27 protein-coding genes are annotated in these 26,396 nt (G+C 73.4%); 10 read left to right on the top strand and 17 right to left on the bottom strand.

The window, feature by feature from the left end; translation table 11 throughout:
- Positions 1 to 62: 62 nt before the first annotated feature.
- The 6 genes from KZ813_RS11080 to KZ813_RS11055 all read left to right on the top strand — a co-directional run bounded on the left by KZ813_RS11080 (position 63) and on the right by KZ813_RS11055 (position 4,044).
- Complete coding sequence (locus KZ813_RS11080) at positions 63 to 722, top strand: MBL fold metallo-hydrolase (RefSeq protein ID WP_219755036.1); 660 nt, start codon at positions 63 to 65, stop codon at positions 720 to 722.
- Between the two features lie 265 nt (positions 723 to 987).
- Positions 988 to 1,167 carry a 50S ribosomal protein L32 gene (rpmF, locus tag KZ813_RS11075; protein WP_022688053.1) on the top strand — a complete coding sequence of 60 codons (180 nt, stop codon included), beginning with the start codon at positions 988 to 990 and terminating at the stop codon, positions 1,165 to 1,167.
- Positions 1,168 to 1,210: 43 nt separating this feature from the next.
- Complete coding sequence (gene plsX / locus KZ813_RS11070) at positions 1,211 to 2,245, top strand: phosphate acyltransferase PlsX (protein ID WP_219755035.1); 1,035 nt, start codon at positions 1,211 to 1,213, stop codon at positions 2,243 to 2,245.
- Positions 2,242 to 3,222 (top strand): beta-ketoacyl-ACP synthase III, encoded by a 981-nt coding sequence (locus KZ813_RS11065; protein ID WP_219755034.1) that lies wholly within the window; start codon positions 2,242 to 2,244, stop codon positions 3,220 to 3,222. The genes plsX and KZ813_RS11065 overlap by 4 nt, the downstream gene beginning before the upstream one ends.
- Before the next feature lie 91 nt (positions 3,223 to 3,313).
- The gene (locus tag KZ813_RS11060; protein WP_183944491.1) at positions 3,314 to 3,613 is read left to right on the top strand and encodes an integration host factor subunit alpha; all 300 of its coding nucleotides are present in this window, start codon (positions 3,314 to 3,316) and stop codon (positions 3,611 to 3,613) included.
- 5 nt (positions 3,614 to 3,618) lie between these two features.
- Positions 3,619 to 4,044 carry a MerR family transcriptional regulator gene (locus KZ813_RS11055; protein WP_219755033.1) on the top strand — a complete coding sequence of 142 codons (426 nt, stop codon included), beginning with the start codon at positions 3,619 to 3,621 and terminating at the stop codon, positions 4,042 to 4,044.
- 51 nt (positions 4,045 to 4,095) lie between these two features.
- On the opposite strand, the gene KZ813_RS11050 is transcribed toward KZ813_RS11055, so the two are convergent.
- Positions 4,096 to 4,536 carry a MarR family winged helix-turn-helix transcriptional regulator gene (locus KZ813_RS11050; protein WP_219755032.1) on the bottom strand — a complete coding sequence of 147 codons (441 nt, stop codon included), beginning with the start codon at positions 4,534 to 4,536 and terminating at the stop codon, positions 4,096 to 4,098.
- 124 nt (positions 4,537 to 4,660) lie between these two features.
- Between KZ813_RS11050 and KZ813_RS11045 the strand changes: the two genes are divergently transcribed.
- The gene (locus tag KZ813_RS11045) at positions 4,661 to 5,086 is read left to right on the top strand and encodes an organic hydroperoxide resistance protein (RefSeq protein WP_219755031.1); all 426 of its coding nucleotides are present in this window, start codon (positions 4,661 to 4,663) and stop codon (positions 5,084 to 5,086) included.
- A 133-nt stretch (positions 5,087 to 5,219) separates the two neighbouring features.
- Here KZ813_RS11045 and KZ813_RS11040 read toward each other — a convergent pair whose 3' ends face one another.
- The 5 genes from KZ813_RS11040 to argH all read right to left on the bottom strand — a co-directional run bounded on the left by KZ813_RS11040 (position 5,220) and on the right by argH (position 10,059).
- Complete coding sequence (locus KZ813_RS11040; RefSeq protein ID WP_219755030.1) at positions 5,220 to 6,173, bottom strand: zinc transporter ZntB; 954 nt, start codon at positions 6,171 to 6,173, stop codon at positions 5,220 to 5,222.
- Positions 6,170 to 6,958 carry an NAD(P)-dependent oxidoreductase gene (locus tag KZ813_RS11035; RefSeq protein WP_373369272.1) on the bottom strand — a complete coding sequence of 263 codons (789 nt, stop codon included), beginning with the start codon at positions 6,956 to 6,958 and terminating at the stop codon, positions 6,170 to 6,172. Before KZ813_RS11035 ends, KZ813_RS11040 begins: the two co-directional genes overlap by 4 nt.
- A gap of 4 nt (positions 6,959 to 6,962) precedes the next feature.
- On the bottom strand, positions 6,963 to 8,219 hold the full coding sequence (lysA, locus tag KZ813_RS11030) for a diaminopimelate decarboxylase (RefSeq protein ID WP_219755029.1): 1,257 nt from the start codon (positions 8,217 to 8,219) through the stop codon (positions 6,963 to 6,965).
- A 218-nt stretch (positions 8,220 to 8,437) separates the two neighbouring features.
- Positions 8,438 to 8,683 (bottom strand): hypothetical protein, encoded by a 246-nt coding sequence (locus tag KZ813_RS11025; protein WP_183922270.1) that lies wholly within the window; start codon positions 8,681 to 8,683, stop codon positions 8,438 to 8,440.
- Positions 8,680 to 10,059, bottom strand: a complete 1,380-nt coding sequence (argH, locus tag KZ813_RS11020; RefSeq protein WP_219755148.1) for an argininosuccinate lyase — start codon at positions 10,057 to 10,059, stop codon at positions 8,680 to 8,682. Before argH ends, KZ813_RS11025 begins: the two co-directional genes overlap by 4 nt.
- A gap of 16 nt (positions 10,060 to 10,075) precedes the next feature.
- Here argH and KZ813_RS11015 point away from each other — a divergent pair, with 16 nt between their 5' ends.
- Positions 10,076 to 10,672: a TlpA family protein disulfide reductase gene (locus KZ813_RS11015; protein ID WP_219755028.1), complete on the top strand. Its 597-nt coding sequence runs from the start codon at positions 10,076 to 10,078 to the stop codon at positions 10,670 to 10,672.
- Positions 10,673 to 10,717: 45 nt separating this feature from the next.
- Here KZ813_RS11015 and KZ813_RS11010 read toward each other — a convergent pair whose 3' ends face one another.
- The 3 genes from KZ813_RS11010 to KZ813_RS11000 are packed head-to-tail and all read right to left on the bottom strand — an operon-like array spanning position 10,718 to position 13,799.
- Positions 10,718 to 11,833, bottom strand: a complete 1,116-nt coding sequence (locus KZ813_RS11010) for a lactonase family protein (RefSeq protein WP_219755027.1) — start codon at positions 11,831 to 11,833, stop codon at positions 10,718 to 10,720.
- Between the two features lie 20 nt (positions 11,834 to 11,853).
- On the bottom strand, positions 11,854 to 12,228 hold the full coding sequence (locus KZ813_RS11005; protein WP_308461861.1) for a response regulator: 375 nt from the start codon (positions 12,226 to 12,228) through the stop codon (positions 11,854 to 11,856).
- Positions 12,225 to 13,799, bottom strand: a complete 1,575-nt coding sequence (locus KZ813_RS11000) for a sensor histidine kinase (protein ID WP_219755026.1) — start codon at positions 13,797 to 13,799, stop codon at positions 12,225 to 12,227. Before KZ813_RS11000 ends, KZ813_RS11005 begins: the two co-directional genes overlap by 4 nt.
- 105 nt (positions 13,800 to 13,904) lie before the next feature.
- Between KZ813_RS11000 and KZ813_RS10995 the strand changes: the two genes are divergently transcribed.
- Entirely contained in the window at positions 13,905 to 15,836 is a 1,932-nt protein-coding gene (locus KZ813_RS10995) for a CocE/NonD family hydrolase (protein WP_219755025.1), read from the top strand.
- A 22-nt stretch (positions 15,837 to 15,858) separates the two neighbouring features.
- On the opposite strand, the gene KZ813_RS10990 is transcribed toward KZ813_RS10995, so the two are convergent.
- The 3 genes from KZ813_RS10990 to KZ813_RS10980 form a co-directional block, all read right to left on the bottom strand.
- Positions 15,859 to 16,047, bottom strand: a complete 189-nt coding sequence (locus KZ813_RS10990; protein ID WP_183922252.1) for a hypothetical protein — start codon at positions 16,045 to 16,047, stop codon at positions 15,859 to 15,861.
- Between the two features lie 227 nt (positions 16,048 to 16,274).
- The gene (locus KZ813_RS10985) at positions 16,275 to 16,709 is read right to left on the bottom strand and encodes an NIPSNAP family protein (RefSeq protein ID WP_219755024.1); all 435 of its coding nucleotides are present in this window, start codon (positions 16,707 to 16,709) and stop codon (positions 16,275 to 16,277) included.
- A gap of 80 nt (positions 16,710 to 16,789) precedes the next feature.
- Entirely contained in the window at positions 16,790 to 17,803 is a 1,014-nt protein-coding gene (locus KZ813_RS10980; RefSeq protein WP_258046656.1) for a serine hydrolase, read from the bottom strand.
- A 338-nt stretch (positions 17,804 to 18,141) separates the two neighbouring features.
- Here KZ813_RS10980 and KZ813_RS10975 point away from each other — a divergent pair, with 338 nt between their 5' ends.
- The gene (locus tag KZ813_RS10975) at positions 18,142 to 20,220 is read left to right on the top strand and encodes a M13 family metallopeptidase (protein ID WP_258046655.1); all 2,079 of its coding nucleotides are present in this window, start codon (positions 18,142 to 18,144) and stop codon (positions 20,218 to 20,220) included.
- Positions 20,221 to 20,414: 194 nt separating this feature from the next.
- On the opposite strand, the gene KZ813_RS10970 is transcribed toward KZ813_RS10975, so the two are convergent.
- From KZ813_RS10970 to KZ813_RS10950, 5 genes are all read right to left on the bottom strand, one after another.
- Complete coding sequence (locus KZ813_RS10970; RefSeq protein ID WP_219755023.1) at positions 20,415 to 21,098, bottom strand: GIN domain-containing protein; 684 nt, start codon at positions 21,096 to 21,098, stop codon at positions 20,415 to 20,417.
- Positions 21,086 to 21,856 (bottom strand): head GIN domain-containing protein, encoded by a 771-nt coding sequence (locus KZ813_RS10965; protein WP_219755022.1) that lies wholly within the window; start codon positions 21,854 to 21,856, stop codon positions 21,086 to 21,088. Before KZ813_RS10965 ends, KZ813_RS10970 begins: the two co-directional genes overlap by 13 nt.
- 113 nt (positions 21,857 to 21,969) lie before the next feature.
- A complete protein-coding gene (locus KZ813_RS10960) occupies positions 21,970 to 22,503 on the bottom strand; it encodes a CarD family transcriptional regulator (protein WP_219755021.1) in 534 nt (177 codons plus the stop codon).
- A gap of 374 nt (positions 22,504 to 22,877) precedes the next feature.
- Positions 22,878 to 23,417 carry a SixA phosphatase family protein gene (locus tag KZ813_RS10955; protein WP_219755020.1) on the bottom strand — a complete coding sequence of 180 codons (540 nt, stop codon included), beginning with the start codon at positions 23,415 to 23,417 and terminating at the stop codon, positions 22,878 to 22,880.
- Entirely contained in the window at positions 23,414 to 26,188 is a 2,775-nt protein-coding gene (locus tag KZ813_RS10950; RefSeq protein WP_308461860.1) for an ATP-dependent DNA helicase, read from the bottom strand. Before KZ813_RS10950 ends, KZ813_RS10955 begins: the two co-directional genes overlap by 4 nt.
- Positions 26,189 to 26,396 lie beyond the last annotated feature (208 nt).

The raw sequence follows: 26,396 nt of genomic DNA, 5'->3' as shown, positions 1-26,396 counted from the left end.
GCGGCTATGCGGGGCGCGCGCGGCGCCCCGGACCGCGCCAGGCGCGAGCCCAGGAGCGAGCAATGAGCGATACCCCGCTGCGCGCGGCGATCATCCCGGTCACGCCGATCGAGCAGAATTGCACGCTTATCTGGTGCACCGCCACGATGCGCGCCGCGGTGGTGGATCCCGGCGGCGACCTGCCCAGGATCACCGCCGCGATCGCGCGCGCCGGGGTGACGGTGGAGAAGGTCCTGCTCACCCACGGCCATATCGACCATGCCGGCGCGGCCAAGCCGCTCGCCGCCTCGCTCGGCGTGCCGATCGAGGGACCGCACGAGGACGATCGCTTCTGGCTCGCGCGGCTCGACGAGGACGGCCAGCAATGGGGGATCGAGGGGACCGTCTTCGAGCCGGACCGCTGGCTGGTCGAGGGCGACACGGTCGGGGTCGGCGAACTGGTGCTCGACGTCTATCACACCCCGGGCCACACCGCGGGCCACGTCATCTTCCACCACGCGCCGTCGAACTTCGCGCAGGTGGGCGACGTGCTGTTCCAGAACTCGATCGGGCGCACCGACCTGCCGCAGGGCAATTACCCGCAGCTGATCGAGTCGATCACCACCAAGCTGTGGCCGCTCGGCGACGCCACCGCCTTCATCCCGGGCCACGGCCAGCCGAGCACCTTCGCGCACGAGCGCCGGCACAATATGTTCGTGAGCGACCGGGTGCTCGCGCAATGACCTGCGCCACGGGGGATCCGCGCGGGGCGTGAGGGGCTTGTGCTCCGGCGCCGGCGGCATCAATTGCGCCGCTCGCTCGTTGATGACGCAGCGGAGAGACAGGTGACGGCGACTTGCAACAGTGGCGGAAATCGCTATAGGCGCGGGGCTTCGCGATACGAGCCGATGCCCGGCTGTCCGCCGCGGCCGGCCAACGCGTCGGCCGCGCGGCCTCGGACATCGGCTCGTCGCTGTTACGAACTCTTAGACAGATCAAGGTGCCGCGATGGCCGTCCCCAAGCGAAAGACTTCCCCCTCCCGCCGCGGCATGCGCCGCGCGCACGACGCGCTCTCGGTGGAGGCGTTCCAGGAGTGCCCGAACTGCGGCGAGCTGAAGCGCCCGCACAACCTGTGCACCGCCTGCGGTCACTACAACGGTCGCGAGGTCGTCGCGGTCGACGCCTGACCGCGGGTCTCCCGCGGCTGAGCATCAGGAGTTGGGTCCAGTGATGTCCGACAGGTCCCGGATCGCCGTCGATGCGATGGGCGGCGACGAGGGGCTGGCGGTCATGCTGGCCGGGGTGGCGCGCGCGCGCCGCCGCTTCGACGACGTCAGCTTCCTGCTGGTGGGCGACGAGTCGGCGATCGCCGAGGGGTTGAAGAGCCACCCGAACCTCTCGCAGCATTCCGAGATCGTCCACGCCCCCGACGTGATCGCGGGCGACGAGAAGCCCAGCCAGGCGATCCGCCGCGCGCGGACCACCTCGATGGGCGTCGCGATCGACCTGGTGAAGCAGGGCCGCGCCGGTGCGGCGGTGTCGTCGGGCAACACCGGCGCGCTGATGGCGATGGCGAAGCTGTCGCTGCGCACCATGCCCGGGATCGATCGGCCCGCGCTCGCCGCGCTGCTGCCGACGCTGGGCGACAACGACGTGGTGGTGCTCGACCTCGGCGCCAACACCGAGTGCGACGCGCGCAACCTCGTCCAGTTCGCGGTGATGGGGGCGGCCTATGCGCGCACCACGCTCGACCTCGAGTCGCCGCGCGTCGCGCTGCTCAACATCGGCAGCGAGGACCAGAAGGGTACCGAGGAGATCCGCGACGCCGCGCAGATGCTGCGCGCCGCGGGGCATCTGCCGATGAACTTCGCGGGCTTCGTCGAGGGCGACCGGCTGTCGCGCGGCGAGCATGACGTGATCGTGTGCGACGGCTTCTCGGGCAATATCGCGCTCAAGACCGCCGAGGGCACGGCGCGCTTCGTCGCCGACCTGCTCAAGCGCGCCTTCACCAGCTCGGTCCGCTCCAAGCTGGGCTTCCTGATCTCGCGCCCGGCGACCGAGCTGCTGCGCGACCATCTCGATCCCAACAACCACAATGGCGCGGTCTTCCTGGGGCTGAACGGTCTGGTGCTGAAGAGCCACGGCGGCGCCAACGAGGTCGGCGTCGCCACCGCGATCGGCAATGCCGCCAAGATGGTGAAGGCCGATCTCGCGCGCCGCATCGCCGAGGACCTGCGCCACTTCGAAGCGAAGGCCGCCGCATGATCCGTGCCGTGCTGACGGGGACGGGCTCCGCTCTCCCCGCGCGCCGCGTCTCCAACGCCGAGCTGGCCGAGCGGGTCGACACGTCGGACGAGTGGATCGTCGAGCGCACCGGGATCCGCTTCCGCCACATCGCGGGCGAGGGCGAGACCACCGCGACGCTGGCGCGCGACGCCGCGGTCGCCGCGATCGCCGCCGCCGGCGTGACGCCGCAGGACGTCGACCTGATCGTGCTGGCGACCGCCACGCCCGACAACACCTTCCCCGCCACCGCCACCAAGGTGCAGGCGATGCTGGGGATCAACGACTGTGTCGCGTTCGACGTCGCCGCGGTCTGCTCGGGCTTCCTCTACGCGGTGCAGGTGGCGGACAGCATGATCCGCGCCGGCGCGCATCGTCGCGCGCTGGTGATCGGGGCCGAGACCTTCAGCCGGATACTCGACTGGGAGGATCGCACCACCTGCGTGCTGTTCGGCGACGGCGCCGGCGCGATCGTGCTCGAGGCGCGCGACTCGGCCGACGACAATGCCGACCCGGCCGCGCGCGGCATCCTGGCGACGCGGCTCCACGCCGATGGCCGCCACAACGAACTGCTCTACGTCGACGGCGGCCCCTCGACCACCGGCACGGTCGGCAAGCTGCGCATGAGGGGCCGCGAGGTGTTCCGCCACGCGGTGGTGAACCTCGCCGCGGTGATGGAGGAGGCGCTCGTCGCGGCGGGGCTGTCGACCGACGCCGTCGACTGGGTCGTCCCACATCAGGCCAATGCGCGCATCCTCGACGCCACCGCGCGCAAGCTGTCGCTGCCCGCCGGGAAGGTGGTGATGACGGTGGACCAGCATGCCAACACCTCGGCCGCCTCGGTGCCGCTGGCGCTCGACCAGGCGGTGCGCGACGGGCGCATCCGCCCGGGCCATATCGTCGTGCTGGAGGCGATGGGCGGCGGCTTCACCTGGGGCGCGGCGGTGCTCCGCTACTGACCCTGACTGGTGGTCCCCGATCGACAAGATAACGATTGCATTATAACGGACCGTAATGACAGTCTTTTAGTCTCGAAGGGGGGACGCGGTCATGGTGGATGCTGGCACGCTCACGCGCGCTGATCTGGCGGAGGCGCTGCACCGGCGCGTCGGTCTCTCGCGCGCGGACTCGGCGCGGATGGTCGAGCAGATCCTCGAGAAGATGTGCGGCGCGCTGGCCGAGGGCGAGAACGTCAAGATCTCGGGTTTCGGCACCTTCGTGCTGCGCGACAAGGGCGAGCGGATCGGGCGCAATCCCAAGACCGGCGTCGAGGTGCCGATCGCGCCGCGTCGGGTGCTCACCTTCCGCGCCAGCCAGATGATGCGCGACCGCATCGCGGGCGCCAGCTGACGGTCGTGGCGTCGGACGAGAAATCCGCCGCCGCCTTCCGGACGATCGGCGAGGTCGCCGCGGCGACCGGGGTCGCCCCGCACGTGCTGCGCTACTGGGAGGAACGCTTCCCGCAGCTCCGTCCGGTGACCCGCGCGGGCAACCGCCGCTATTACCGGCCCGCCGACGTCGCGCTGATCGAGCGGATCGCCGCGCTGCTCGGCGCGGAGGGCTATACCATCCGCGGGGTGCAGCAGCTGCTCGCGCGCGAGCGCCAGGCCGGGCGCGGCGGTGCCGCGGCGGCGCGCCGCGACGCGGCCGCGCCGGCCCCGTCCGGCCGGACCGAGCTGCGCGGCGAGGCTGCCACGCTGGCGCGCGTGCGCGTCGTGCGCGACTGGATCGCCGCCGCGCTGCGCGACGACGAGGCGGAACGTGAGATCCATCCGCGCTGAACCGGGCTCCGGCGCACGCCGACGCGCGATCCGTCGGCGCTGAGCCGCATCTCAGTCCGCCGCGGTCGCCACCAGCGAGTCACGCAGCGCCTGCACCTTCGCGTTGAGTGCGGCGAGATCGTCGACCGAGAGCCGCGAGCGCTCGACCAGCCGCTCGGCGAGGCAGCCGCAGCGGTCGCGCATCGTCCGGCCCGCCTCGGTGAGGAACACCTGGACCTGGCGCTCGTCGCTCGGGTTGCGCCGCCGCGTCACCAGCCCGCCCGTCTCCATCCGCTTGACCAGCGGCGTCACCGTGCTCGACTCGAGCGCGAGCCGCTCGGCGATCGCGCCGACGCTGCGCCCGTCCAGCTCCCACAGCGCGTGGAGCACGAGATATTGCGGGTAGGTGATGCCGAGCGCGTCCAGCAGCGGCTTGTACGCGCGCCCCACCGCCATGCTGGCGGCGTAGAGCGAGAAGCAGAGCTGTTGGTCGAGCGGCAGCGGGGCGGGCATCACGTCATCCTTTCCCGCGACATAGCCCATTCCTTATCGCGATACAAATTTGGCTGGACACCGCCTCCGCCGGAAGATAAAGGATACATATCGAGCCAATCATTATCACGATAGGAGATCAACCATGTCCATCGACGTCAAGTACAGCACCCGCGCCACCGCCACCGGCGGACGCGACGGCGAGGCGCGCAGCGAGGACGGCACGTTCGCGGTCGCCCTTTCCACGCCCAGGGAGCTCGGCGGCGCCGGCGGCGAGGGCGCGAACCCCGAGCAGCTGTTCGCCGCGGGCTATTCGGCCTGTTTCATCGGCGCGCTCAAGGTCGCCGGTCAGCAGCTGAAGGTGAAGGTGCCCGCCGATACCAAGGTGACCGCGACCGTCGGCATCGGCCCGCGCTCGGAGGGCGGGTTCGGCATCACCGCCGACCTGCTCGTCGACCTGCCGGGGGTCGAGCGCGGCGAGGCGCAGCAACTGGTCGAGACCGCGCACCAGATCTGCCCCTATTCGAACGCGACCCGCGGCAACCTGGACGTCGGTATCACGCTCGCCTGACGGAGCCTCGGTCGAGCCCGCCCGGCCGGGACCGAGGGTCCGACCCGACGGGCGAGAGGACGCCGTGGACGACTGGCCCTGTTCTCCGGCGCACGCCGGAGCCCAGGGCCGGGAGGAGCGGTCTCGCCGACGCTCAGCGGAACCAGTGGCGCCGCAGGAAATACACCACCGTCCCGGCCGCGATCAGCGCGCACACGCCCGCGATCGCGTCGAACGCCCAGGGCTCCTTGGCATAGGGCAGCCCCTCGACGTTCATCCCGTACAGGCCGGTGAGGAAGGTCAGCGGCAGGAACACCATCGCCGCGATCGCGATCACCAGCCCGCGTTGGTCGAGCTGCTCGGCGCGCAGGTCGGTCAGCGCCTCGTGCACCAGCGCGGCGCGCTCGCGGATCGCCTCCACCTCCTCGGCCATGCGCGCGGCGCGGTCGGCCGCGGCGGAGAGGTGCGCGCGGTCGTCCTCCGCCAGCCAGTCGCCCGGCAGCGTCGCCAGTCTCTCCAGCGCGGCGCGCTGCGGCGCGAGGAAGCGGCGATAGTTGATCGCCTCCGACCGCACCTTGGTGACGCCGCGGCGCAGCTCGAAGATATGCTCCGCCGCCATCTTCTGCTCGCAGTCGTCGAGCCAGTCGCCGAGGTCGGCGACCACGGGGTCGAGGTCCTCGGTGATCTCGGTGGCGAAGGCGCTGATCAGGTCGCCGGGGTCGCGGATCGCGCCGTCGCGCATCTGCGCCACCACCTCGTCGAGCGCGACCAGATGCTTGCGCGAGACGCTGACGACCCGGCCCTTGGCCGCCCAGATGCGGATCGAGGCGAGCATGTCCGAACCGTCCAGCTCCTCGTCGGTGCGCCCGCGCAGGTTGACGAACGCGGCATCGGCCAATTTGTCGGCGCGCGGGCGCGTCTCGGCGGCGGTCAGCGAGTCGACGATATAGGTCGGCAGCCCGGCCTCGTCGCGCAGCCACGTCTGCGCGTGCTCGGCGTTGGTCGTGAGATGGACCCAGACGAACGGTGCGCCGCAGCCGAGCGCGCCCTTGACGGATATCTCCTCGACCTTGCCCTCGCCGGTGAGGCGCCACGCGGTGCCGCTCATCGTTCCTCCTCCATCGCGAGGTCGACCACCAGCCCGGTCGCGGGGGCGAGCGGCGGCGCGCCGCACTCGACCCGCTCGGCGTCGGCGCGCGCGCGATCGAGGATCGCGGCGGGGACATCGGGGCGGTGGGTCACCATGTCCGCCGCGGCGAGCAGGCGCGCCTGGCGCAGGGTCAGCTCGTCGGGGTCGTGCGAGCGCAGCCGCACGCGCGCCAGCCCGGTGGCGGGCCGCGCCGCGATCACCGCCGCGGTCACCTCGTCGAGCGCGGGCGCGCCGAGCGGGTCGAGCGCGCCGCCGGGGGCGAGCGCGGCGCCGATCGCGCGGCGCCGCTCGCCCCCGTCGGGCAATGCCGCGCGCAGCTCGGGCCGCGCGGCGTGCAGCGCCTCGGCGAGCCGGCCCAGCGTCGCGGGCAGCAGCGCCTCGAGCCGCTGGCGCAGCGCCGCCGCCAGCCCCGCCGACACGCCCGCGCTGCCGATCGCGACCAGCACCGGCGCGCGGTCGACGATCGCGGGCAGCGTGAAGTCGCACAGCTCGGGGCGGTCGACCGCGTTGACGAGCACGCCGCGCGCCCGCAGCCGCGCCACCGCGGCCTCGTCGTCGGCGACCACCGCGAGTCGCGCCTCGATGTCCGCCTCGTCGACGATCACCGCGCCGGCGCGCTCGAGCAGCCGCCGCTTGGCCGCGGCCGGCTCGCCGTCGCCGACCAGGATCACGCGTCGTCCCGCCAGCCGGAGGAACACCGGCAGGCTCGGCAGCGCCGGCCCGTCGTCGCGCGGGGCGGTCACCGCGTCACAGCCACTCGGGCACGCGCTCGGCGGCGAGGATCGTCTCCGCCGCGATCCGATCCGCCACCACCGCGAAACGGTCGCCGTCGACCAGCACCTCGGGCACCAGCGCGCGGCTGTTGTAGGTCGAGGCCATGGTCGCGCCATAGGCGCCCGCGCTGCGGAACACCGCGAGGTCACCCTTGGCGACGCGGTCGATCTCGCGCGCCATCGCGAAGGTGTCACCGGTCTCGCACACGGGGCCGGCGATGTTGGCGGTGACTCGCTCGCCGCTCGGCACGACGGGATCGAAGTCGTGCCAGGCGTCGTACAGCGCGGGTCGGGCGAGGTCGTTCATCGCGGCGTCCACGATGACATAGGGGTTCACCACGCCGGGCTTGACCCAGATCACGCGGGTGAGCAGCACCCCCGCGTTGGCCGCGATCACGCGCCCGGGCTCGAACATCAGCGTGACGTCCCAGTCGCGCGTGACGCGCTCGACCATCGCGCCATACTCGGCCGGTGAGCGCGGTTCGTCTCCCTCCCTGTAGCGCACGCCGAGCCCGCCGCCGAGATCGACGCGCGAGACGCGGTGCCCGGCGGCCCGCAGCGCCGCCACCAGCTCGCCGACGCGCCGATACGCGGCCTCCAGCGGGGCCAGATCGAACAGCTGGCTGCCGATATGGATCGCGACCCCTTCGAGCGAGAGGCCGGGCAGCGCGGCGAGGCGCGCGAACATCGCCGGCGCCTGGTCGATCGGCACGCCGAACTTGTTCTCCTTGCGCCCGGTGGAGATCTTGGCGTGGGTGCCGGCGTCGACGTCGGGGTTGACGCGCAGCACCGCGCGCGCGGTCAGCCCGCGCGCCGCGGCGAGCCGGGCGAGCGCCTCGCCCTCCTCCTCCAGCTCGAGGTTGAACTGACCGATCCCGGCGTCGAGCCCGCGCACCAGCTCGGCCTCGGTCTTGCCGACGCCCGAGAAGACCACCGCCTCGGCGGGCATCCCCGCGGCGAGCGCGCGCGCCAGCTCGCCGCCGGAGACGACGTCGGCGCCATAGCCCTCGGCGGCGAGCAGGCGCAGCACCGCGACGTTGGGGTTGGCCTTGATCGCATAGGCGAGATGCGCGTCACGCACGCCGGCCAAGCCGGCGCGGAACGCGCGCGCGTGGTCGCGGAAGGCGTTGGCGGAATAGACGTAGACCGGGGTGCCGACGTCCGCGGCGATGCCCGCGAGCGGCACGCCCTCGCACCACAATTCTCCGTCGCGATAGTGAAAATGGTCCATCGGATCTCTTCTAGCGTGGTTCGCGCGTCGGCGTGACACATACGGTGCAGGTTATCGCTCCCGCCACCGGCCCATCTCCTGGCGTCATCCCGAACTCGTTTCGGGATCCACGGTGCCGCACAACCTTCGGCGGCGGCGTATGCGGGCCAGTGGATCCCGAGACAAGTTCGGGGTGACGGCGTGTAGGTGGAGAGCTCCAGATCCATGCCGCCGCGCCCTCACCGCGGCGGCAGATCGTACTCGTCGCTCTGGCGCTCCTGCGAGCGGGTGAGCACCTCGCCGGTGCGGCGCGGGCGCGCCTGGACGCTGGGGGTGAGCAGATCGTTGATCCCGGGGGTCGCGGCGGCGCCATAAGGCGCCACCGGCAGCGGCGTGCCCGGCGCCGGCTTGAGCGCCTGGGTCGAGCCGCACCCCGCCAGCACGGTCGCCCACGCGAGCGCGACGAGTGATCGGTGCCTCGTCATGCCACCTCTCCCGCCCGCTCCGCGCGCGCGGCGGCGATCGCGGCGCGGACATTGTCGGGCGCGGTCCCGCCGAAGCTGCGCCGGCTCGCCACCGAGGCGTCGACCGACAGCACGTCATACACCGCGTCGGTGATCCGCGCGTCGATCGCCTGCAGCTCCATGAGCGGCACGCGGTCGAGCGTGCAGCCCAGCGCCTCGGCGCGCGCCACCGCGCGGCCGGTGATATGGTGCGCCTCGCGGAACGGCACGTCGGCCTCGCGCACCAGCCAGTCGGCGAGGTCGGTCGCGGTGGCGAAGCCGCTCTCGGCCACCTGGCGCATCCGCTCGGTGCGAAAGGTGGCGCTTTCCACCATCCCGGTCATCGCCGCCAGCGACAGCGCGAGCAGGTCGTGCGCCTCGAACACCGGCGGCTTATCGTCCTGCATGTCCTTGGAATAAGCGAGCGGCAGCCCCTTCATCGTGACCATCAGGCTGACGAGGCAGCCGGTGATCCGCCCGCTGTGCCCGCGCACCAGTTCGGCGGCGTCGGGGTTGCGCTTCTGCGGCATGATCGAGCTGCCGGTCGACCATTGATCGGACAGAGCGACGAAGGCGAAGGGCTGCGACGCCCACAGCACGAACTCCTCCGCGAGCCGCGAGAGATGGAGCGCGCACTGGCTCGCCGCCATCAGATAGTCGAGCGCGAAGTCGCGGTCGCTGACCGAGTCGAGGCTGTTGCGCGTCGGCGCGTCGAAGCCGAGCGCGCGCGCGGTGGCGTCGCGGTCGATCGCGAAGCCGGTGCCCGCCAGCGCCGCCGCGCCGAGCGGGCAGAGGTTGGCGCGCGCGCGATTGTCGGTGAAGCGCGAGCGGTCGCGCCGCACCATCTCGTGATAGGCCATCAGATGGTGGCCGAGCGTCACCGGCTGCGCCGACTGGAGGTGGGTGAAGCCCGGCATCACGCTGGCGGCATGGTCCTCGGCGCGCGCGAGCAGCGCGTCGTCGAGTCGGTCGAGCGCGGCGACGACCTGGTCGGTGGCGTCGCGCACCCACAGGCGAAAGTCGGTCGCGACCTGGTCGTTGCGGCTGCGCGCGGTGTGGAGCCGCCCCGCCGCGCCGCCGATCACCTCGCCGAGCCGCGCCTCGCTCAGCATATGGATGTCCTCCATCGCGAGATCGTCGGGCACGCCCTCGGCGGCGTAGCGATCGGCGACCTGCGCGAGGCCCGAGTCGATCGCGGCGGCGTCCGCGGCGGAGACGATCCCCTGCGCGCCCAGCATCGCGGCGTGCGCGCGGCTGCCCGCCACGTCCTGGCGCCACATCCGCTTGTCGAAGGGGATGGAGGCGTTTATCTCGCGCATGACGGCGGCCGGACCCTCGGCGAAGCGCCCGCCCCACATCTGGTTGGAACCGCTCATGGTCTCGCGTGTCGCGATCGTCTGTCTCCTCGGCGCCGCGCTGGCGGTCAGCGCGTGCGATAAGGGCTCGGGGGGCGGCGGGCAAGCCGCGGGCGGCAACGCCGCCACCACCGCCGCCAGCGCGGACGAGGTGCCCGCCAGCGGCGCGGCACGCCCCGACAAGGTCGACCGCAGCCACAAGGGCGAGGCGGCGCCGGGCGCGAGCTTCACCACGCTGACGGGCGCGCCGACCACCCTGGCCAGTCTGGGCGGCGGCCGGCCGCTGCTGGTCAACCTGTGGGCGACCTGGTGCGCGCCCTGCGTCAAGGAGATGCCGACGCTCGACTCGGCCGCCGGCACGCTGGCGGGCAAGGTCCGCGTCGTCGCGGTGAGCCAGGACATGGAGCCCGCCAAGGCGAAGGACTTCCTCAAGGCGCGCGGCTTCGCCAGACTCGAGCCGTTCCTCGACGAGAAGCTGGCGCTGAGCACCGCTTATGGCGCCAACCTGCCGACGACGATCCTGTACGACGCCGCGGGCAAAGAGATCTGGCGCGTGACCGGCGACCTCGACTGGACCGGGGCGCAGGCCAGGGCGCTGCTGGCCGAGGCGGGCTGAGGACGCGTCCTCCTCCCCTCGCGGGGAGATGAGCGCGTCAGCCCCTCACGCCTCCCCGACGAACGCGACGCCGGGCGCGCGCGCCGCCGTTCCGAACGGCGCGAGCCGCCCGTCGGTCCCGATCCTGAAGCCGTCGATCGTGCCGCTGCGCTCGTTGGCGACGAGCAGCCGGCCGTCGAGCACGCGCAGGTGGCGCGGCCAGCGCCCGCCGCAGGCGACGTGCTGGGTCGGGGCGAGCGCGCCGTCCGCGGCGATGGCGTAGACCGCGACGCTGTCGGCGCCGCGGTTGGAGGCGTAGAGCCAGCGCCCGCGCGGGTCGATCGCGATCGCGCCGGCGCTGCTCTTGCCCGCGAAGCCGGTCGGCAGCGTCGCGTGGCGGGCCAGCGCGGTGAAGCGCGCGTCGGCACCGCGGCGCAGCACCGTCACGCTGTTGTCGAGCTCGGCGACGAGATAGGCGAGCGGCAGCCGCGGGTGGAAGGCGAGGTGGCGCGGCCCGCTGCCCGCCACCGCGCGATAGGCCGCGCGGGTCTCGCCCAGCCGAGTCCCCGCGGCGTCGAGCCGGTGCGCGAAGATCGTGTCGGCGCCGAGGTCGACCGACCATAGCCATCGCCGGTCCGGGCTGAAGCCGACCCAGTGCGCGTGCGGCGCGGCCTGGCGCTCGGCGTCGGGCCCGCGCCCGCGATGCGCCACCACCTGCGCCGCCGCGCGCGGCAGGCCGGTGCGCCGGTCGAGCGGGATCAGCGCGACGCTGCCGCTGCTGTAATTGGCGACCGCCAGCGCGCCGCCGTCGGCGCTCAGCGCGAGGTGGCACGGGTCGGCGCCGCCCGAGCCGACCAGCGCGAGCCGCTGCCACGCGTCGCCGCGCCGGCGGAACACCGCGACCTTCCCGGCGCTGCCTTCCTGGACCAGATAGTGCAGCCCCAGGTCCGGGTGGCGCACGCCCCACGAGGCGTCGGGCGCGGCGGCGACCGGCGCGTACGCTCGCCACGCGCCGGTCGCCGGGACATAGTCGAGCGGCAGCAGCCCGGCCCCGCCCTCCTTGTCATAGCCGCCGGCATAGAGCGCGCGGGTCGCGGCGGGCGCGGCCATTACCGACGACGGCAGCGCCGCGGCGGCCGCGGCGCCGAGCAGGGTGCGGCGGGTGGGTCGGGCGTCGCTCATCATCGTCTCCGGGGTGGCGCTCATCCCGCCGCGCGCCCGACCAGCCGCGCGAGGCAGCCGCGCAGCGTCGCCATGGTCAGCGGCTTGTTGAGGTGGGGCGCGTCGGCGTAAGCGGGATCGCGGTCGGCCGCGTCATAGCCGCTGGCGAAGGCGAAGGGGATCGCCGCGGCGCGCAGCGCGGCGGCGACGGGATAGGCCTTCTCGCCGGCGAGGTTGAGGTCAAGCACCGCGACGTCGGGCAATGCCCCCGCCGCCAGCGCCGCCAGCGCCGCCGCGACCGAGGGCGCCACCGCGACCACGTCGGCGCCGTCGCGCCGGAGCGCGCGCTCGAGCTGGCGAGCGAGCAGATACTCGTCCTCCACCACCAGCACGCGCAGCCCGGCGAGCGCGGTCACGCCGCCGCGCCCTTCGCCAGCGTCTGCGACACCGGCAGCACCATCGCGCAGCGCACGCCGTCGGCGGTGAGCGCATAGTCGACCGTCGCCTCGAGCTGATAGGGCACCGCGCGCTCGATCAGCTCACGCCCCTGGCCGACGCGCTCGGGGGAGTCGTCGCGCGCCGGCATGGCGACGCCGCGCTCCTCCCAGTCGAAGCGCAGCCGCGGGCGCTCGCCCGCGGCGACCGGCAGCAGCGCCCAGCGCACCGACAGCGTCGCGCCGGGCTGGCTCAGCGCGCCATATTTGACCGAGTTGGTGATGAGCTCGTGCAGCGCCAGCGCCAGCGTCTGGATCCCGCCCGAGCGCAGCGGTACGCCGCGCGGCCCGGCGAGCGACACGCGCGCGTCCTCCTCGGGCAGCGCGCCGAAGGCGGCGAGCTCGCTGCGCAGCAGCTGGTCGAAGCCGACCCGCTCCAGCCCCTCGATCCGCGACAGCAGCTGCTGCACGCGCGACAGCGCGTCGAGCCGCGCCGAGAAGGCGCGCGCGAAGTCGGCGAGGTCGGCGCTCGCCTCCAGCGTGCTCTCCGCCACCGCCTGGATCACGCCCATCAGGTTGCGCGTGCGGTGCTGCAGCTCGCCGATCAGCATCTGCAGCCGCGCCGCGGTGTCGCGCTCCTCCGTGACGTCCTGCGCGATGCCGCCGATATGGCTGACGCGGCCGTCGGGCTCGCGCAGCGGGAAGGCGGTGTTCTTGAGCCAGCGCACCTTGCCGCTGCCGGGGATGCGCGCGCGAAAGTCGTGCGTGACGCGCTCCCCCTGGCGGACGCGGCGCAGCGTGGTGGCGGCGACCTCGCGATCCTCCTCCACGATCGAGGCGCGCCAGTCGAAGCGGAGCGGTGCGCCGCGCCCGCTCGCCGCCGCCGCGACGCCGTACAATTTGCGCAGCGGCGGGCTGAGATACTCGAACTGCGCGCTGTCCATGTCGAACAGCCACAGCACGTCGGACGAGGCCTCGGCGAACTCGCGGAAGCGCGCCTCGCTGGCGCGCAGCGCCGCCTCGACGCGGGCGCGCTCGGTCGTCTCCTCCACCACCGCGCCGATGCCGACGACGCGGTCACCGCTGCGGATCGGGAAGAAATGCTCGCGCCAGCTGCGCTGCTTGTCGCTGTTCGCGGGGGTGCCGCCATGGACCTCGACGTCGAGCCACGGCTCCCCGGTGTCGACGATCGTGCGCCACCGCTCCATCAGCGCGTCGATCCCGGCGATGTCGGGCAGCAGCTCGCGCGGGGTGAAGCCGATATGCGCCTCGGGCGGCAGGCCGTTCATCTGCGCCAGGCTGGCGTTGACGCGGACGAAGCGCAGCTCGCGGTCCCAGATCCCGAGGCCGAGCGGGGCGGCGTCGAACAGCGCGTCCAGCGCCGCCGCGGCGCTCGGGGCGGGCGGGTCCGCCGGCGCGCGCGCGGCGAGCGACTCGGCCACCGCGGCGCGCAGCGCCGGGCTCCACCCCGCGGGGGCGCCCAGCGGGGTGGACGCCCAGTCATAGTCACCCAGCGCGGTGACGGCGGGCACAGGAGGATCGGGGACGTGCATGCCGCAACCTATTGTCTCTACGCAACGAATAGCAGGTCGCGCGGGGCTGCCAAGACCGCGCCCGCGCGCTTGACCGCGCGCGCGCGTCCCGGCACCTCAGGCGGCATGACCCGCCGCCTCCCGCTCGCCCGCCGCGCCGCCCCGTTCCTGCTCGCCGCCGCTCTGCCGGGGGTGTTGAGCGCGCAGCGCGCGCCCACCGACACCATGGCGAACGAGCAGGTCGCCGGCTACGACTGGGTCCGCCCCGAGGCCGACTACGTCCGCCGCACCGCGATGGTGCCGATGCGCGACGGCACGCGGCTGTACACGGTGATCGTGTATCGCAAGGGCGCGCACGACGCGCCGATCCTGCTCAGCCGCACGCCCTATGACGCCGACAAGGCGACCAGCCGCAACCGCAGCCAGCATATCGAGGAGATCCTCCCCGTCGCGGACGCCGAGTTCGTCGACGACGGCTATATCCGCGTCTACCAGGACGTGCGCGGGCTGGGGAAGTCCGAGGGCGACTATGTCATGAACCGCCCGCTGCGCGGCCCGCTCAACCCCACCAAGGTCGACCACGCCACCGACGCCTATGACACGATCGACTGGCTGGTGAAGAACGTGCGCGAGAGCAACGGCAAGGTCGGCATCACCGGCTCGTCGTACCTCGGCTTCACCTCGCTGATGGCGCTGATCGACCCGCATCCCGCGCTCAAGGCGGCGGTGCCGCAGAGCCCGATGGTCGACGGCTGGATGGGCGACGACTGGTTCCACAACGGCGCCTTCCGCACCTTCGGCTTCGACTATGACCTGTCGCAGACCGTGAAGTCGGGCGGCGGCGCGGTGCCCAAGGGCGGCGGGGACGAGTACGCCGCCTATCTCGCCGCCGGCTCGGCGGGCGACTACGCGCGCCGCTACGGGCTGCTCGACCTGCCGGTGGTGCGCAAGGTGCTCGAGCATCCCAGCTACGATTCTTGGTGGCAGGGCCAGGCGGTCGACAAACTGCTCGGCGCGCGCAAGCTGACGGTGCCGACGATGCTGGTCGTCGGGCAGTGGGACCAGGAGGACAGTTACGGCGCCCCCGCGGTCTACCAGGCGCTCGAGGGACAGGACCCCGACAACCGGCTCGTCAGCCTGGTGATCGGCCCGTGGCGCCACTCCCAGGTGAATTACGAGGCGCGCGAGCTCGGCCCGCTGAAGTGGGAGGGGGACACCGGGCGCCAGTTCCGCACGCGCTGGATGAAGCCCTTCCTCGACTGCCACCTCAAGACCGACCCGGCGCCGTGCGACACCCCGCCGGTGCTCACCTATGCCACGGGCGAGGACCGCTGGGAGGTGTCGCCGCGCTGGCCCGCGGGCCAGTACACGCCGCTGTACCTCGCGGCGAACGCGACGCTGTCGTGGCAGAAACCGGCCGCGGGGAGCGACAGCTATGTCTCGGACCCCGCCAAGCCGGTGCCGATGCTGCCGCGCCCGATCCACATGCAGGGCGAGGAGTGGCGCACTTGGCTGGTGCACGACCAGCGTTTCGTCGACGGCCGCCCCGACGTGCTGAGCTACACCGGCGCGGTGCTCGACCGCCCCGTCCACATCAAGGGGGCACCCAAGGTCGACCTGCGCGCCGCGACGACGGGGCGCGACGGCGACTTCGTGGTCAAGCTGATCGACGTCTACCCGGAGGAGAATAGCGCGAACCCGGCGATGGCGGGCTATCAGCTCGCGCTCGGGATCGAGATCTTCCGCGGCCGCTACGTCGGCGGCTTCGCGACGCCGGCCGCGCTGACGCCGGGCAAGACCTACAAGTTCGACTGGTCGCTGCCCAACGTCGACCACGTCTTCCTGCCGGGGCACCGCATCATGGTGCAGGTGCAGTCGTCGCTGTTCCCGCTGTACGACCGCAACCCGCAGAGCTGGGTGCCGTCGATCATGGACGCGCGTCCGAGCGACTATGTGAAGGCGACGCAGACGGTGCGCCGGGGCGGCGACGCGGCGAGCGCGCTGTGGTTGCCGGTCGCGGCCGACCCGCCCGCCGGGGCGGCGACCGCGGCGAACTGAGCGCCGCGGCCGCCGGCGCGCGTCAGCCGCGGCCGCGCAGCGTGTTGAGCACCGCGAGCGCGGCGACCCCGACGAACGCGGCACTGGTCCACGGCCGCTCCTTGGCGAAGCCGCGCGCCTTCTCGGTGAGCGGCGCGTCGCCGGTGAAATGCGTCTTGAGCGAGTCGGTCAGCGCGGTCTTCTTGTTCGACGTGGTGGCGGTATCGGCCATGGCCTGTCTCCTGCTGGATCCGGGGGGCACAACGAACGAGGCGCGATGCGGTGCCGTAGAGCGTGAGCTTGGCCGAAGCAGATCCTCCCCGCTCGGCGGGGAGGGGGGGGGCGCTCGCCGAAGGCGAGTGGTGGAGGGGGCTCTCCCCGCAGCGCAGCGTTCGCGGAGCCCCCCTCCACCAGCCTGCGGCTGGTCCCCTCCCCGTGCCGGGGAGGATCTGGTGCGCCTCACCTCAGCCGCAGCGGCGGGGAGTAATCGGTCATCGTCATGAACACGCTGTCGACCTTGGTCACGATCTTGCCGTCGACCTCGCTCGCCGCCGCGACCTTCTGCCACTCGGGGTCGGCGCCGAACGCCTTCCAGTCGGCGTCGCGCGCGGCGCGGTCGGGATAAGCGAGGACATAGACCACGCGGCCCTCGGGATAGTCGGCGCTGGGCAGCTCGTTCCAATAGGCCACGTTGGTCATGCCGTGGCGCTTGAAGATGCCGAGCGTATGCTCGCGGAAGCGCGTGTTGAGGGCGGCCAGCTTGCCGGGGGCGGGGTAATAGGTACGCAGCTCGTACAGCGCGATACGCGGGTCGAGCGTCGCCTTGGGCGCGGCGGCGGTGAGCGCGAGCGGGGCGAGCAGGGCGAGCGTGAGCGCGGTCAGGGCAGGGCGCATGCGGCAGGTCTCCGGAGGGTGGGACCGCAGGCTGCGCCGGTTTTCGCCGCGACGCCAGTGACTCGGATCAATCCGCCGACTCAGCCGTGCGCGCGCACCACCGCCCGGGTGACGTCCCCCATCAGCCGCAGCCGCGCCGACAAGGGCGCGCGGGTGCGCGCGATCAGCACCGCCACCGCGTAGCGATGCCCGTCGGGCGCGGTGAGCAGGCCGACGTCGTTGGTCCCCGTCGCGGTGCCCGCCAGTTCCTGCCCCGTCCCGGTCTTGTGCGCGAGCGTCCAGCCGCGCCCCAGCCCGGCGCGCAGCCGCAGCGGCCCGGTGCGGCTCGCCCGCATCAGCGCGAGCATCCGCGCGGTCGACGCCTTGCTCAGCAGCCGCCCCTGCGCCAGCCGCGCCAGACCGAGCGTGACGCCGTCGGCGGAGGCGCCGTCGGGCGGGCTCGCGACGTAGCGGTCGAGCGCGCGGCGCCGCGCGGCGAGGCTGAGCCGCGCGCGCGCGCGCAGGAAGCCGTCGCCCCCCGCCCAGGAGTCGCGCCACGTCAGGCCGGCGGTGCGCGCCTGGAGCAGCCGCTCGCCCGGACCGAAGGTGACACCGCCGATCCCCTTGCGCGCGAGCGTGCGCCGCACCGCCGCGGGTCCCCCGACCTGGCGCAGCAGCACGTCGTTGCACGTGTTGTCGCTGCGCGTCAGCGCACACTCGAGCAGGCCCGCGATCGTGATGCGCAGGCCGCCCTTGCCGACGCGCGCGCGGATCGGCTGGTGGAACAGGGTGAGGTCGCCGCGCCGCACCGTCACGGTCTGGCGCAGGCCGAGCGCGCCGCGGTCGACCGCGTCGAAGGTGGTGAGCGCGACCCAGAGCTTGCTCACGCTCTGCTGCGGGCGGCGCGCGCCGCCCTGCCAGGAGACGGTCCAGCCGCGATCGACGTCGCGCACCGAGATGCCGACCGCGCCGGGGAAGCGCTGGCCGAGCGCCTCGACCGCGTTGAGCAGCCGCGCCGGCGGCTGCGGGCGCACCGCGCCGCGGTCGCGCGCCGCGGCGGGCGCGGCCAGCGCGAGGGCGGCGAGCATCGCGGCGATCAGGCGGGGCAGGGGCATGCGTCGGGCGATCTCGCTGTCATGATCACGTATCGGCGCGCGGGGTTCCGCGTCGCCGACCTCGCCCTGGCGGCCCTGGGCCCCTGCCAGCGCAGGAGCCCCCATGGATCGACCATGTTCCCGCGCACGCGGGAACCCGGCACCGCGCGCGAGGCGGTGCGGTGGCGGACCTGGGTCGCCCGGGCGCGCCCGCTGTAGCCGCGCCGCGCCAGAAGGGAAGCGTCGACCGGCCCATCACGGCCGATGATCCGGCAGCAGCCCTGGCCTATTGCCTCCGCCGATGGCACGTGCCACCCCGTTGTCATACCAAAAGTTACTATGTTCCCGGAGACGATCCCTTGACCCTGAAGAGCGCGCTGCTGGCGGCGACCGCCGGCCTCCTCCTCGCCGTCCCCGCGCTGAGCCGCGACCAGCAGGCCGCGCCCGCGGCCACTTCGGCGCCGGCGCCCGACGCCGGTGCGACCCGCTACGGCGCCTGGGGCTTCGACCTCACCGGCATGGACCGCGGCGTCCGCCCCGGCGACGACTGGTTCCGCTTCGTCAACGGCGCCTGGGCGGCGCGCACGCAGATCCCGGCGGACCGCTCCTCCTACGGCGCCTTCGCGGTGCTGCGCGAGCTCTCCGAGCAGCGGCTGCGCGCGTTGATCACCGGCTATGACGCGGGCGACGCCGCGCATCCCGACCGCGCCAAGGCGGCGCTGCTCTACACCGGCTTCATGGACACCGCCGCGGCCGAGCGCGCCGACGCCGCGCCGCTGACCGAGCGGCTGCGCCCCATCACCGCGGCGACGAGCAAGGACGATATCGCGCGGCTGATGGGCCGCTCGGTCGGCGGCTTCGGCGCCAGCTTCGTCAGCGCCGGGGTGAGCGACGACGCCAAGCGCCCCGAGGTCTACGCGCTCTACCTGCGCCAGTCGGGGCTCGGCCTGGGCGACCGCGAATTGTACCTCGACGCCAAGTTCGCGCCGCAGGTGGCGCGCTACCGGCAATATATCGCGCAGATGCTGACGATGGCGAACTGGCCCGACGCCGCCGCGGCGGCGCAGCGCGTGGTGGCCATGGAGACCGAGCTCGCGCGGGCGCACTGGACGCGCGCCGAGAGCCGCGACCGCGACAAGACCTACAACCCGATGACGCTGGCCGAGCTCAAGGCGCGCGCGCCGGGCTTCCCCTGGGACGCCTATTGGCAGGCCGCCGGGCTCGGTGCCGCGGACCGCGCGATCGTCGCGCAGAACACCGCTTTCCCCAAGATCGCGGCGCTGTTCGCCGGGACCGACCTCGCCACGCTGAAGGCCTGGGCGGCGTTCCGCACCGCCGACGACGTCGCGCCTCTGCTGTCGCGCCGCTTCGTCGACGCCGAGTTCGACTTCCGCTCCAAGTTCCTCAACGGCCAGCCGCAGCAGCGCGAGCGCTGGAAGCGCGCGGTGGCCTTCACCGAGAACGCGATCGGCGAGAGCATCGGCCGCGACTATGTCGCGCTCTACTTCCCGCCCGAGTCGAAGGCGAAGATGGACACGCTGGTCGGCAACCTGCGCGTCGCGCTCGCCGGGCGGATCCGCAACCTCGCCTGGATGAGCCCCGCCACCAAGACCCAGGCGCTCGACAAACTGCAGGGCTTCACCGTCAAGGTCGGCTACCCCTCGAAGTGGCGCGACTATACCGGGTTGGAGGTGCGCCCCGGCGACCTCGTCGGCAACGCCGAGCGCGCCACCCGGTTCGAGTGGGACTATGACCGCGCCCGCGTCGCGCGCCCGGTCGACAAGGCCGAGTGGGGCATGACGCCGCAGACGGTCAACGCTTATTACAGCTCGGTGAAGAACGAGATCGTCTTCCCCGCCGCGATCCTCCAGCCGCCCTTCTTCGATCCCCAGGCCGACGACGCGATCAACTATGGCGGGATCGGCGGCGTGATCGGCCACGAGATCAGCCACGGCTTCGACGACCAGGGCCGCAAGTCGGACGGGCGCGGCGTGCTGCGCGACTGGTGGACCGCCGAGGACGCCACCAAGTTCGAGGCGCAGGCGGCGCGGCTCGGCGCGCAGTACGAGGCGTACACCTTCCCCGGTCTTCCCGGCGTCCACATCAACGGGCGCGCCTCGATGGGCGAGAATATCGGCGATCTCGGCGGCGTGCTGATCTCGCTCGACGCCTATCACGCCTCGCTCGGCGGCAGGCGCGCGCCGGTGATCGACGGCTTCACCGGCGACCAGCGCTTCTTCCTTGGCTGGGGGCAGGTGTGGCGGACGCTGTTCCGCGACGAGGCCCTGCGCCAGCAGCTCGTCAGCGACCCGCACTCGCCGGGGCAGATCCGCGCGGTCAACCCGCTGCGCAACGTCGACGCCTGGTACGCGGCCTGGAAGATCGACCCGTCGCAGAAGCAATATGTCGCGCCCAAGGACCGCGTGCGGATCTGGTGAGGGGGCGCCGCGGCCCGCGACCCAGGGAGTGGCGCACCACGGCCTCCCTTGCATCCTCCGTCATCCCGGACTTGTTCGGGGATCCACGGTGCCCCGGGGTCTCGCAGCCGTTGCTCTAGCGGACGGGTGGTTCCCGGACCACGTCCGGGATGACCGGAGAGGAGAGACGCGGGCTCTCACTCGGCAGCAGCACCTCACCGTCCGCACGCCACCGTCGCCGGCGCCACCGCCCGCACGTCGCACCGCGGGCGCCCGGCGACGCTGACCTGCGCGCCCTGGATCGCGACCACCGTCGCTGCCTGTGACGCGGCGGCGCGGACGATCGAGTCGCCCGCGCCGCGCACCGTCAGCCGCTGCGTCGCCAGCGCGTGCGCGTCGATCGTGCCGATGCCGTTGGCGATCAGCGTCGCGTCGGGCGCGCGGCCCGCGAGCGTGATCGTCGCGTCGCCTGCCAGCGTCGCGCTGAGTCGTGCCGCGTCGACCGCGGCCACGTCGATCGACCCCGCCGCCGCCGACAGCTCGACCCGCTCGCCGCGCATCGCCGCGATCGTCACGCGCGCCGCGGCATAGGCCGCCACGCCGGCGAGCCGCGGCGCGACCACCGTCACCACGGCGCCCGCGCTGGCCGACCCGCCGCGCAGGACCAGCGTTCCCCCACTGGCCTCGACCTTCAGCGCGTCGAGCGACGCCGGGTCGGGCGCACTCGCCGAGACGCCGGTGCCGGCACCGTCCGACGCTACGGTGACGACCCGCACCGCCGCGGGAGTCTCGACGCGCAGCCGCTCGACCGTGGCGACCGGCCAGCGCCGCTCCGCCGCGGTCGCCGGCGTCGACGCGAGCGCGGGCAGCGCCGCGACGGCCAGGATCAGCCGCCGCACCGCACGCTGCCCGACCCCATCTTGCGCACCGAGCAGCGCGCGCGCGGCCCGAGGTCGACGTCGCCCGAGCCCATCGCCATCACCGCGGCCTGGCCGTCGACCGTCGCGCGGACGCTGCCCGAGCCCATCACCTTGATGTCGGCGGCCTTGGCAACGAGCCGCTCGCCCGCGACGTCGCCCGAGCCGGCGACCGACACCTCGAGCCGGTCGCTCTCCCCCGCCAGCGTGGCACTGCCCGAGCCGGCGACCGACAGAGCGAGCGTGCGCGAGCGGCCGGTGAGCGCGGCGTTGCCCGAGCCGGCGATCGAGACGTCGGCCTCCTCGGCACGCAGCGCCGCCACGGTAAGGTTGCCCGAGCCGGCGAGCTTCGCCTTGAACGCGCGCGCCTCGACGCGGTCGACCGAGAGGTTGCCCGAGCCCGCCAGGTTCGCGCCCGTGATCGCGGGCATGGTCACCAGCACGCGCGCGTGCCCGCGCGAGCGGCCGCTGCGGCGCGACACGCGCAGCGTGCTGCCCTCGCGCGTGATCTTGAGCTTGTCGAGCGCCTCGGCGTCGCCCTCGGCGCGCACGGCGAAGCCGCCGCCGACGCGCACGTCGACGTCGTCGCTGCCGGCCAGCTCGACCGAGTCGAAGCCCGCGACCTGGTAGCTGCGCTGGTTACCGCTGCCGGTGCCCGGGATGCCGGGGCCGTCGTCCTGGGTGAAGCTGTTGCCGCAGGCCGCCAGCGGCAGCAAGGTGGCGACGATGATGGCGCGCATGTGCGGTTCTCCCCTACGTGTGTTGTCACACTAATACACGATCACCGCGCGCGCAAACGAAAAGGGGCGGCCCGACCGGACCGCCCCTCTCTCATCCGACCCGGTACGGCGGCTCAGGCCGGCACCTTGTCCTTGTTGTAGATCGCCGCGGCCTTGCGGAGGATGTCGAGGATCTTCTCCTGCGCGGCCGGCTCGTCGATCTGCTCCATCGCGGCGAGTTCGCGCGCGAGGCGGCTGCACGCGCCCTCGAAGATCTGGCGCTCGGAATAGCTCTGCTCGGGCTGGTCGTCGGCGCGGAACAGGTCGCGCACCACCTCGGCGATCGAGACGAGATCGCCCGAGTTGATCTTCGCCTCATATTCCTGCGCGCGGCGCGACCACATCGTGCGCTTGACCTTGGGCTTGCCCTTGAGCGTCTCCATCGCCTCGCGCATCGTCTTGTCCGACGAGAGCTTGCGCATGCCGACCGACTCGGCCTTGTTGGTGGGGACGCGCAGCGTCATCCGCTCCTTCTCGAACCGCAGCACGTACAGCTCCAGCTGCATGCCCGCGATCTCCTGTTTCTGCAGCTCGATCACACGGCCGACCCCGTGCTTGGGATAGACGACATAGTCACCGACATCGAAATGCAGAGCCTTGGCAGCCATAGGAGGCCTTTCCAATGTTAGGGCTCCCGCAGTCCGCTGCGACCCGCGCCGGCAAGCACCGCGGAACGGACTGACAGGGGGAGCAGAAGGTTTGACGTCTCCAGGGGCGCGAGAACGGATGCGCCCGTGCCGGTCTCATATAGCAACTCGGCAACAAAATTTCCAGCCCAATTGGGGCAGGGAGGCTGTCGCGAAGGAACCTTTTTACAGTTCTGCGTCACCGGCGGCGGTGGCGTGACCCGATATGGTGCTTTGAGCGCGCCTCGCGGGCGGAGGGGGCGGGCAGGTCAGCGTCATCGTTTGAAGCACGCGCTCGCGCCCCACGAGGACGTCGCCGCGAGAACCTTCGCGCTCCTCACCCGCGCCGGGCGCGGCTATTCCCCGTCGGGCCCGAGCGTCGCGTCGATGTCGCGCGGCCGGACGAAGCGGGTCAGCGTCGCGCCGCCGCTCGCCACCGCCTCCCACCGGTCCGCCGCGAAGGTCATCTCGGCCAGCGTGGCGGTGGGATATTTCTCCTCCACCGCGTCGCGCAGCCCGCCCGGCGCCTCGGGCACTAGCGCGAGCACCAGCTCCTCCAGCCCCGGATTGTGCCCGACCAGCAGCACCGTCTCCGCGCGCTCGTCCTGCTCGTGCACCACGTCGAGCAGCGTCGCCGCCGAGGCGAGATAGAGCCGCCGATCCCACTCGGGCGCCAGCGCCCGGCCGAGTCCGCGCTCGACCTCGTCGATCGTCTCGCGCACGCGCACCGCGGGCGAGGCGATCACGCGATCGAAGTCGAGCCCCATCGCGCGCAGCTCGCGCCCCATCGCCTGCGCCGCGCGACGCCCCTTGGGGTTGAGCGGGCGGTCGAGGTCGCGCGGCACGGCGTCGTCCCAGCCCGACTTGGCGTGGCGCAGCAGCGTCAGCGTCTTCATTCGGGCAGCTCCGCTCGGGCGTCGTCGAGGTCGGCCTCATGCCCGATCGGCCCCGCCGTGGAAAGCCGCTGCCGCACGCGGCTCACCGCCTCGTCGAGCGGCACGCGCGCCACGCGCACCCCGGGGGGGAAGGCGTCGAGCAGCCGCGACGGCATCGCCGCCGACAGCAGCACGAACAGGCCCGCGTCGTCGCCGCGCCGGATCAGCCGCCCGAACGCCTGCGCCAGCCGCGCGCGCACGATGCGATCGTCATAGGCGCTCCCGCCCCCCTGTTCCTTGCCCCCCGCGAGCCGGCGCGCGGCGTGGAGCACGGTCGGCTTGGGCCAGGGCACGCCCTCCATCACCACCAGCCGCAGCGACTGGCCGGGCACGTCGACGCCGTCGCGCAGCGCGTCGGTGCCGAGCAGGCTGGCGTGCGGATCGTCGCGGAAGATGTCGACGAGCGTGCCCGTGTCGATCGGGTCGACGTGCTGCGCGTGGAGCGGCAGCCCGGCGCGCGCGAGCCGGTCGGCGACGCGCGCGTGCACCGCGCGCAGCCGCCGGATCGCGGTGAACAGCCCGAGCGCGCCCCCGCCCGAGGCCTCGATCAGGCGGGCATAGGCGTTGGCGAGCGCGGGCACGTCGCCGCGCTTCACGTCCGTGACGATCACCACCTCGGCGTTGCGCGCATAGTCGAACGGGCTCGGCGCGGTGAAGCGGCCGGGCGCGCGTTGCAGGTGCGGCGCGCCGACGCGCGCCTCGGCGATCTCCCAGTCGCCCCCCGCGGTCAGCGTCGCCGAGGTGACGAGCGCGCCGTGCGCCGGCTTGAGCACCGTCTCGGCGAAGGGCAGTGTCGGGTCGAGCCAGCGGCGGTGCAGCCCGACGTCATACTCTCGCCCCTCGCCGCGCTCGACCGCGAGCCAGTCGACGTGGCGCGGGTCCGCCGGGCCGCCGACGCGCGCGAGCAGCGCCAGCCACGCCGCCACGGTCTCGGCGCGCCAGCCGAGCGAGGCGATCGCGCCCTCGACGCGCGCGCGCGCCGGCGCGTCCATCCAGTCGGGCGCGTCGGCGAGCACCGCCTCCAGCCGCTTGCCCAGCGCCACCATCGGTCGCACCAGCGAGTCGAGCGCGTGCGCGGCGGGCGCCGCCGCCTCGATCAGCTCGGGGGTGGGCTCGGCCAGCTCGGTCTCCAGGCCGTAGCCCGCGTCGGCGTCCTGCTCGGCGCGCGCGTAGGCGAGCCCGCGCACCGCGGCGAGCAAGGTCTCGATCGCGCCGAACGGCTGACCCTCGGCGACGCGCTGGAGCCAGCCCTCGGCGGCGAGTGCCTGCGCCGCCGCGACGATCTCGGTGATCGCGCGCGCGCCCTGCTCGTCGTAGCTGGCGAGGTCGGACAGCCGCGCCTGCAGGCCACGCCGCCGCCCGCGCGCGTTGCCCTCGGGGCCGACGATCCAGCGGCGCAGCTCGATCGTCTCCTGCCCGGTGAGGGCGGTGCCGAACATCGCGTCGGCGGCGTCGAACAGATGGTGGCCCTCGTCGAAGACGTAGCGCGTCGGCCGCGTCGCGGTCTCGCGCCCGCGCGCGGCGTTGACCATCACCAGCGCGTGGTTGGCGATGACGAGGTCGGCCTCGGCCGAGGCGCGCGCGGCGCGCTCGATGAAGCAGCGGCGGTAGTGCGGGCAGCCGGCGTAGACGCACTCGCCGCGCCGGTCGGTCAGCGCGGCCGAGCCGTTGCGGCGGAACAGCGTGACGAGCCAGCCGGGCAGGTCGCCGCCCACCATGTCGCCGTCGTCGCTATAGGCCGCCCAGCGCGCGACCAGATGCGCCAGGATCGCGGCGCGCCCGGCGAAACCGCCCTGGAGCGCGTCCTCGAGATTGAGCAGGCAGAGATAATTCTCGCGGCCCTTGCGCGTGACGACGCGCGCCTTGCGCACCGCGCGATCGGGGTGGAGGCGGCGCGTCTCATGCCCGAGCTGGCGTTGCAGCGCCTTGGTGTAGGTGGAGATCCACACCGCGCCGCCGGCCTGCTCGGCCCATAGGCTGGCGGGGGCGAGATAGCCGAGCGTCTTGCCGATCCCGGTGCCGGCCTCGGCGAGCACTAGGTTGGGCATGTCGCGCGCGGCGCGCGGCGCGAAGGCGGCGGCGGCCGCGGCGGCATAGGCGCGCTGCCCGGTGCGGAGCTCGGCGCCGGCGCCGGCGAGTCGCTCGAGCCGCTCGAGCACCGCGGCCTCGTCGAGCGTCACCGCGCGGAGGGCGGGGCGCGGCGCCGCCTCCTGCCACTCGGGCAGGCGCGAGAACAGCCAGCGCTCGTGCTGCGCCGGCTTGGCGACGCGCGGGGCGACGATCGGCGCCCAGGGCCAGCGCGCGCGCGTGAGCGACTGCGCCGCGGTCCAGGCGCCCTCGCGCTCGGGCCAGTCGCTCGCCTGGGTCACGGCGAGCAGCCGCTCCGCCGCGGCGGCGAGGAAGCCGGCGACGTCCTCGTCGCGCGCGGGCACGTCGATCCCGGTCACCTGCGCGATCCCGCGCGGCGTCGGCACCGCGAAGCGTGCGGGGTGGAGGAAGGCGAACAGCTCGAGCAGGTCCAGCCCCGACAGCTCGGCGTAGCCGAGCCGCTGCGCCACCAGCGGCGCGTTGAGCAGGATCACCGGCGTGTCGGCGGCGAGCCGGATCGCCTCGCCGCGCGACAGTGCGCGCGTCTCGCCGGCCCGCGCCACCCACACGCCCGAGTGGCTGGCGTGGAGCGCGGGGTGCGGCAGCGCGGGGAAGGGCGACGTCACGCGCCCGCTCTGCGCCACGCGGAACAGATCGGCAACCGCAAAGGTGGGGACATGGTACGTGGTTCCTTGCCCGCCCATGCGGCGAAACGCTGCCGCGGCGTGCGGCGTCTCCACGACCCGCAACCGTCATCCCGGGCGTGGCCCGGGATCCAGCCTTCCGCGCGAGCTCCGCTTCCGGAATGGGCGGGTCGGTGGATCCCGCACCACGTCCGGGATGACGGAGGTA

The sequence above is a fragment of the Sphingomonas folli genome, assembly GCF_019429525.1.
Lineage (GTDB): Bacteria > Pseudomonadota > Alphaproteobacteria > Sphingomonadales > Sphingomonadaceae > Sphingomonas > Sphingomonas folii.
The sequence above is the reverse complement of the archived record's forward strand: the minus strand, read 5'-3'. Positions and strand labels throughout refer to the sequence as shown.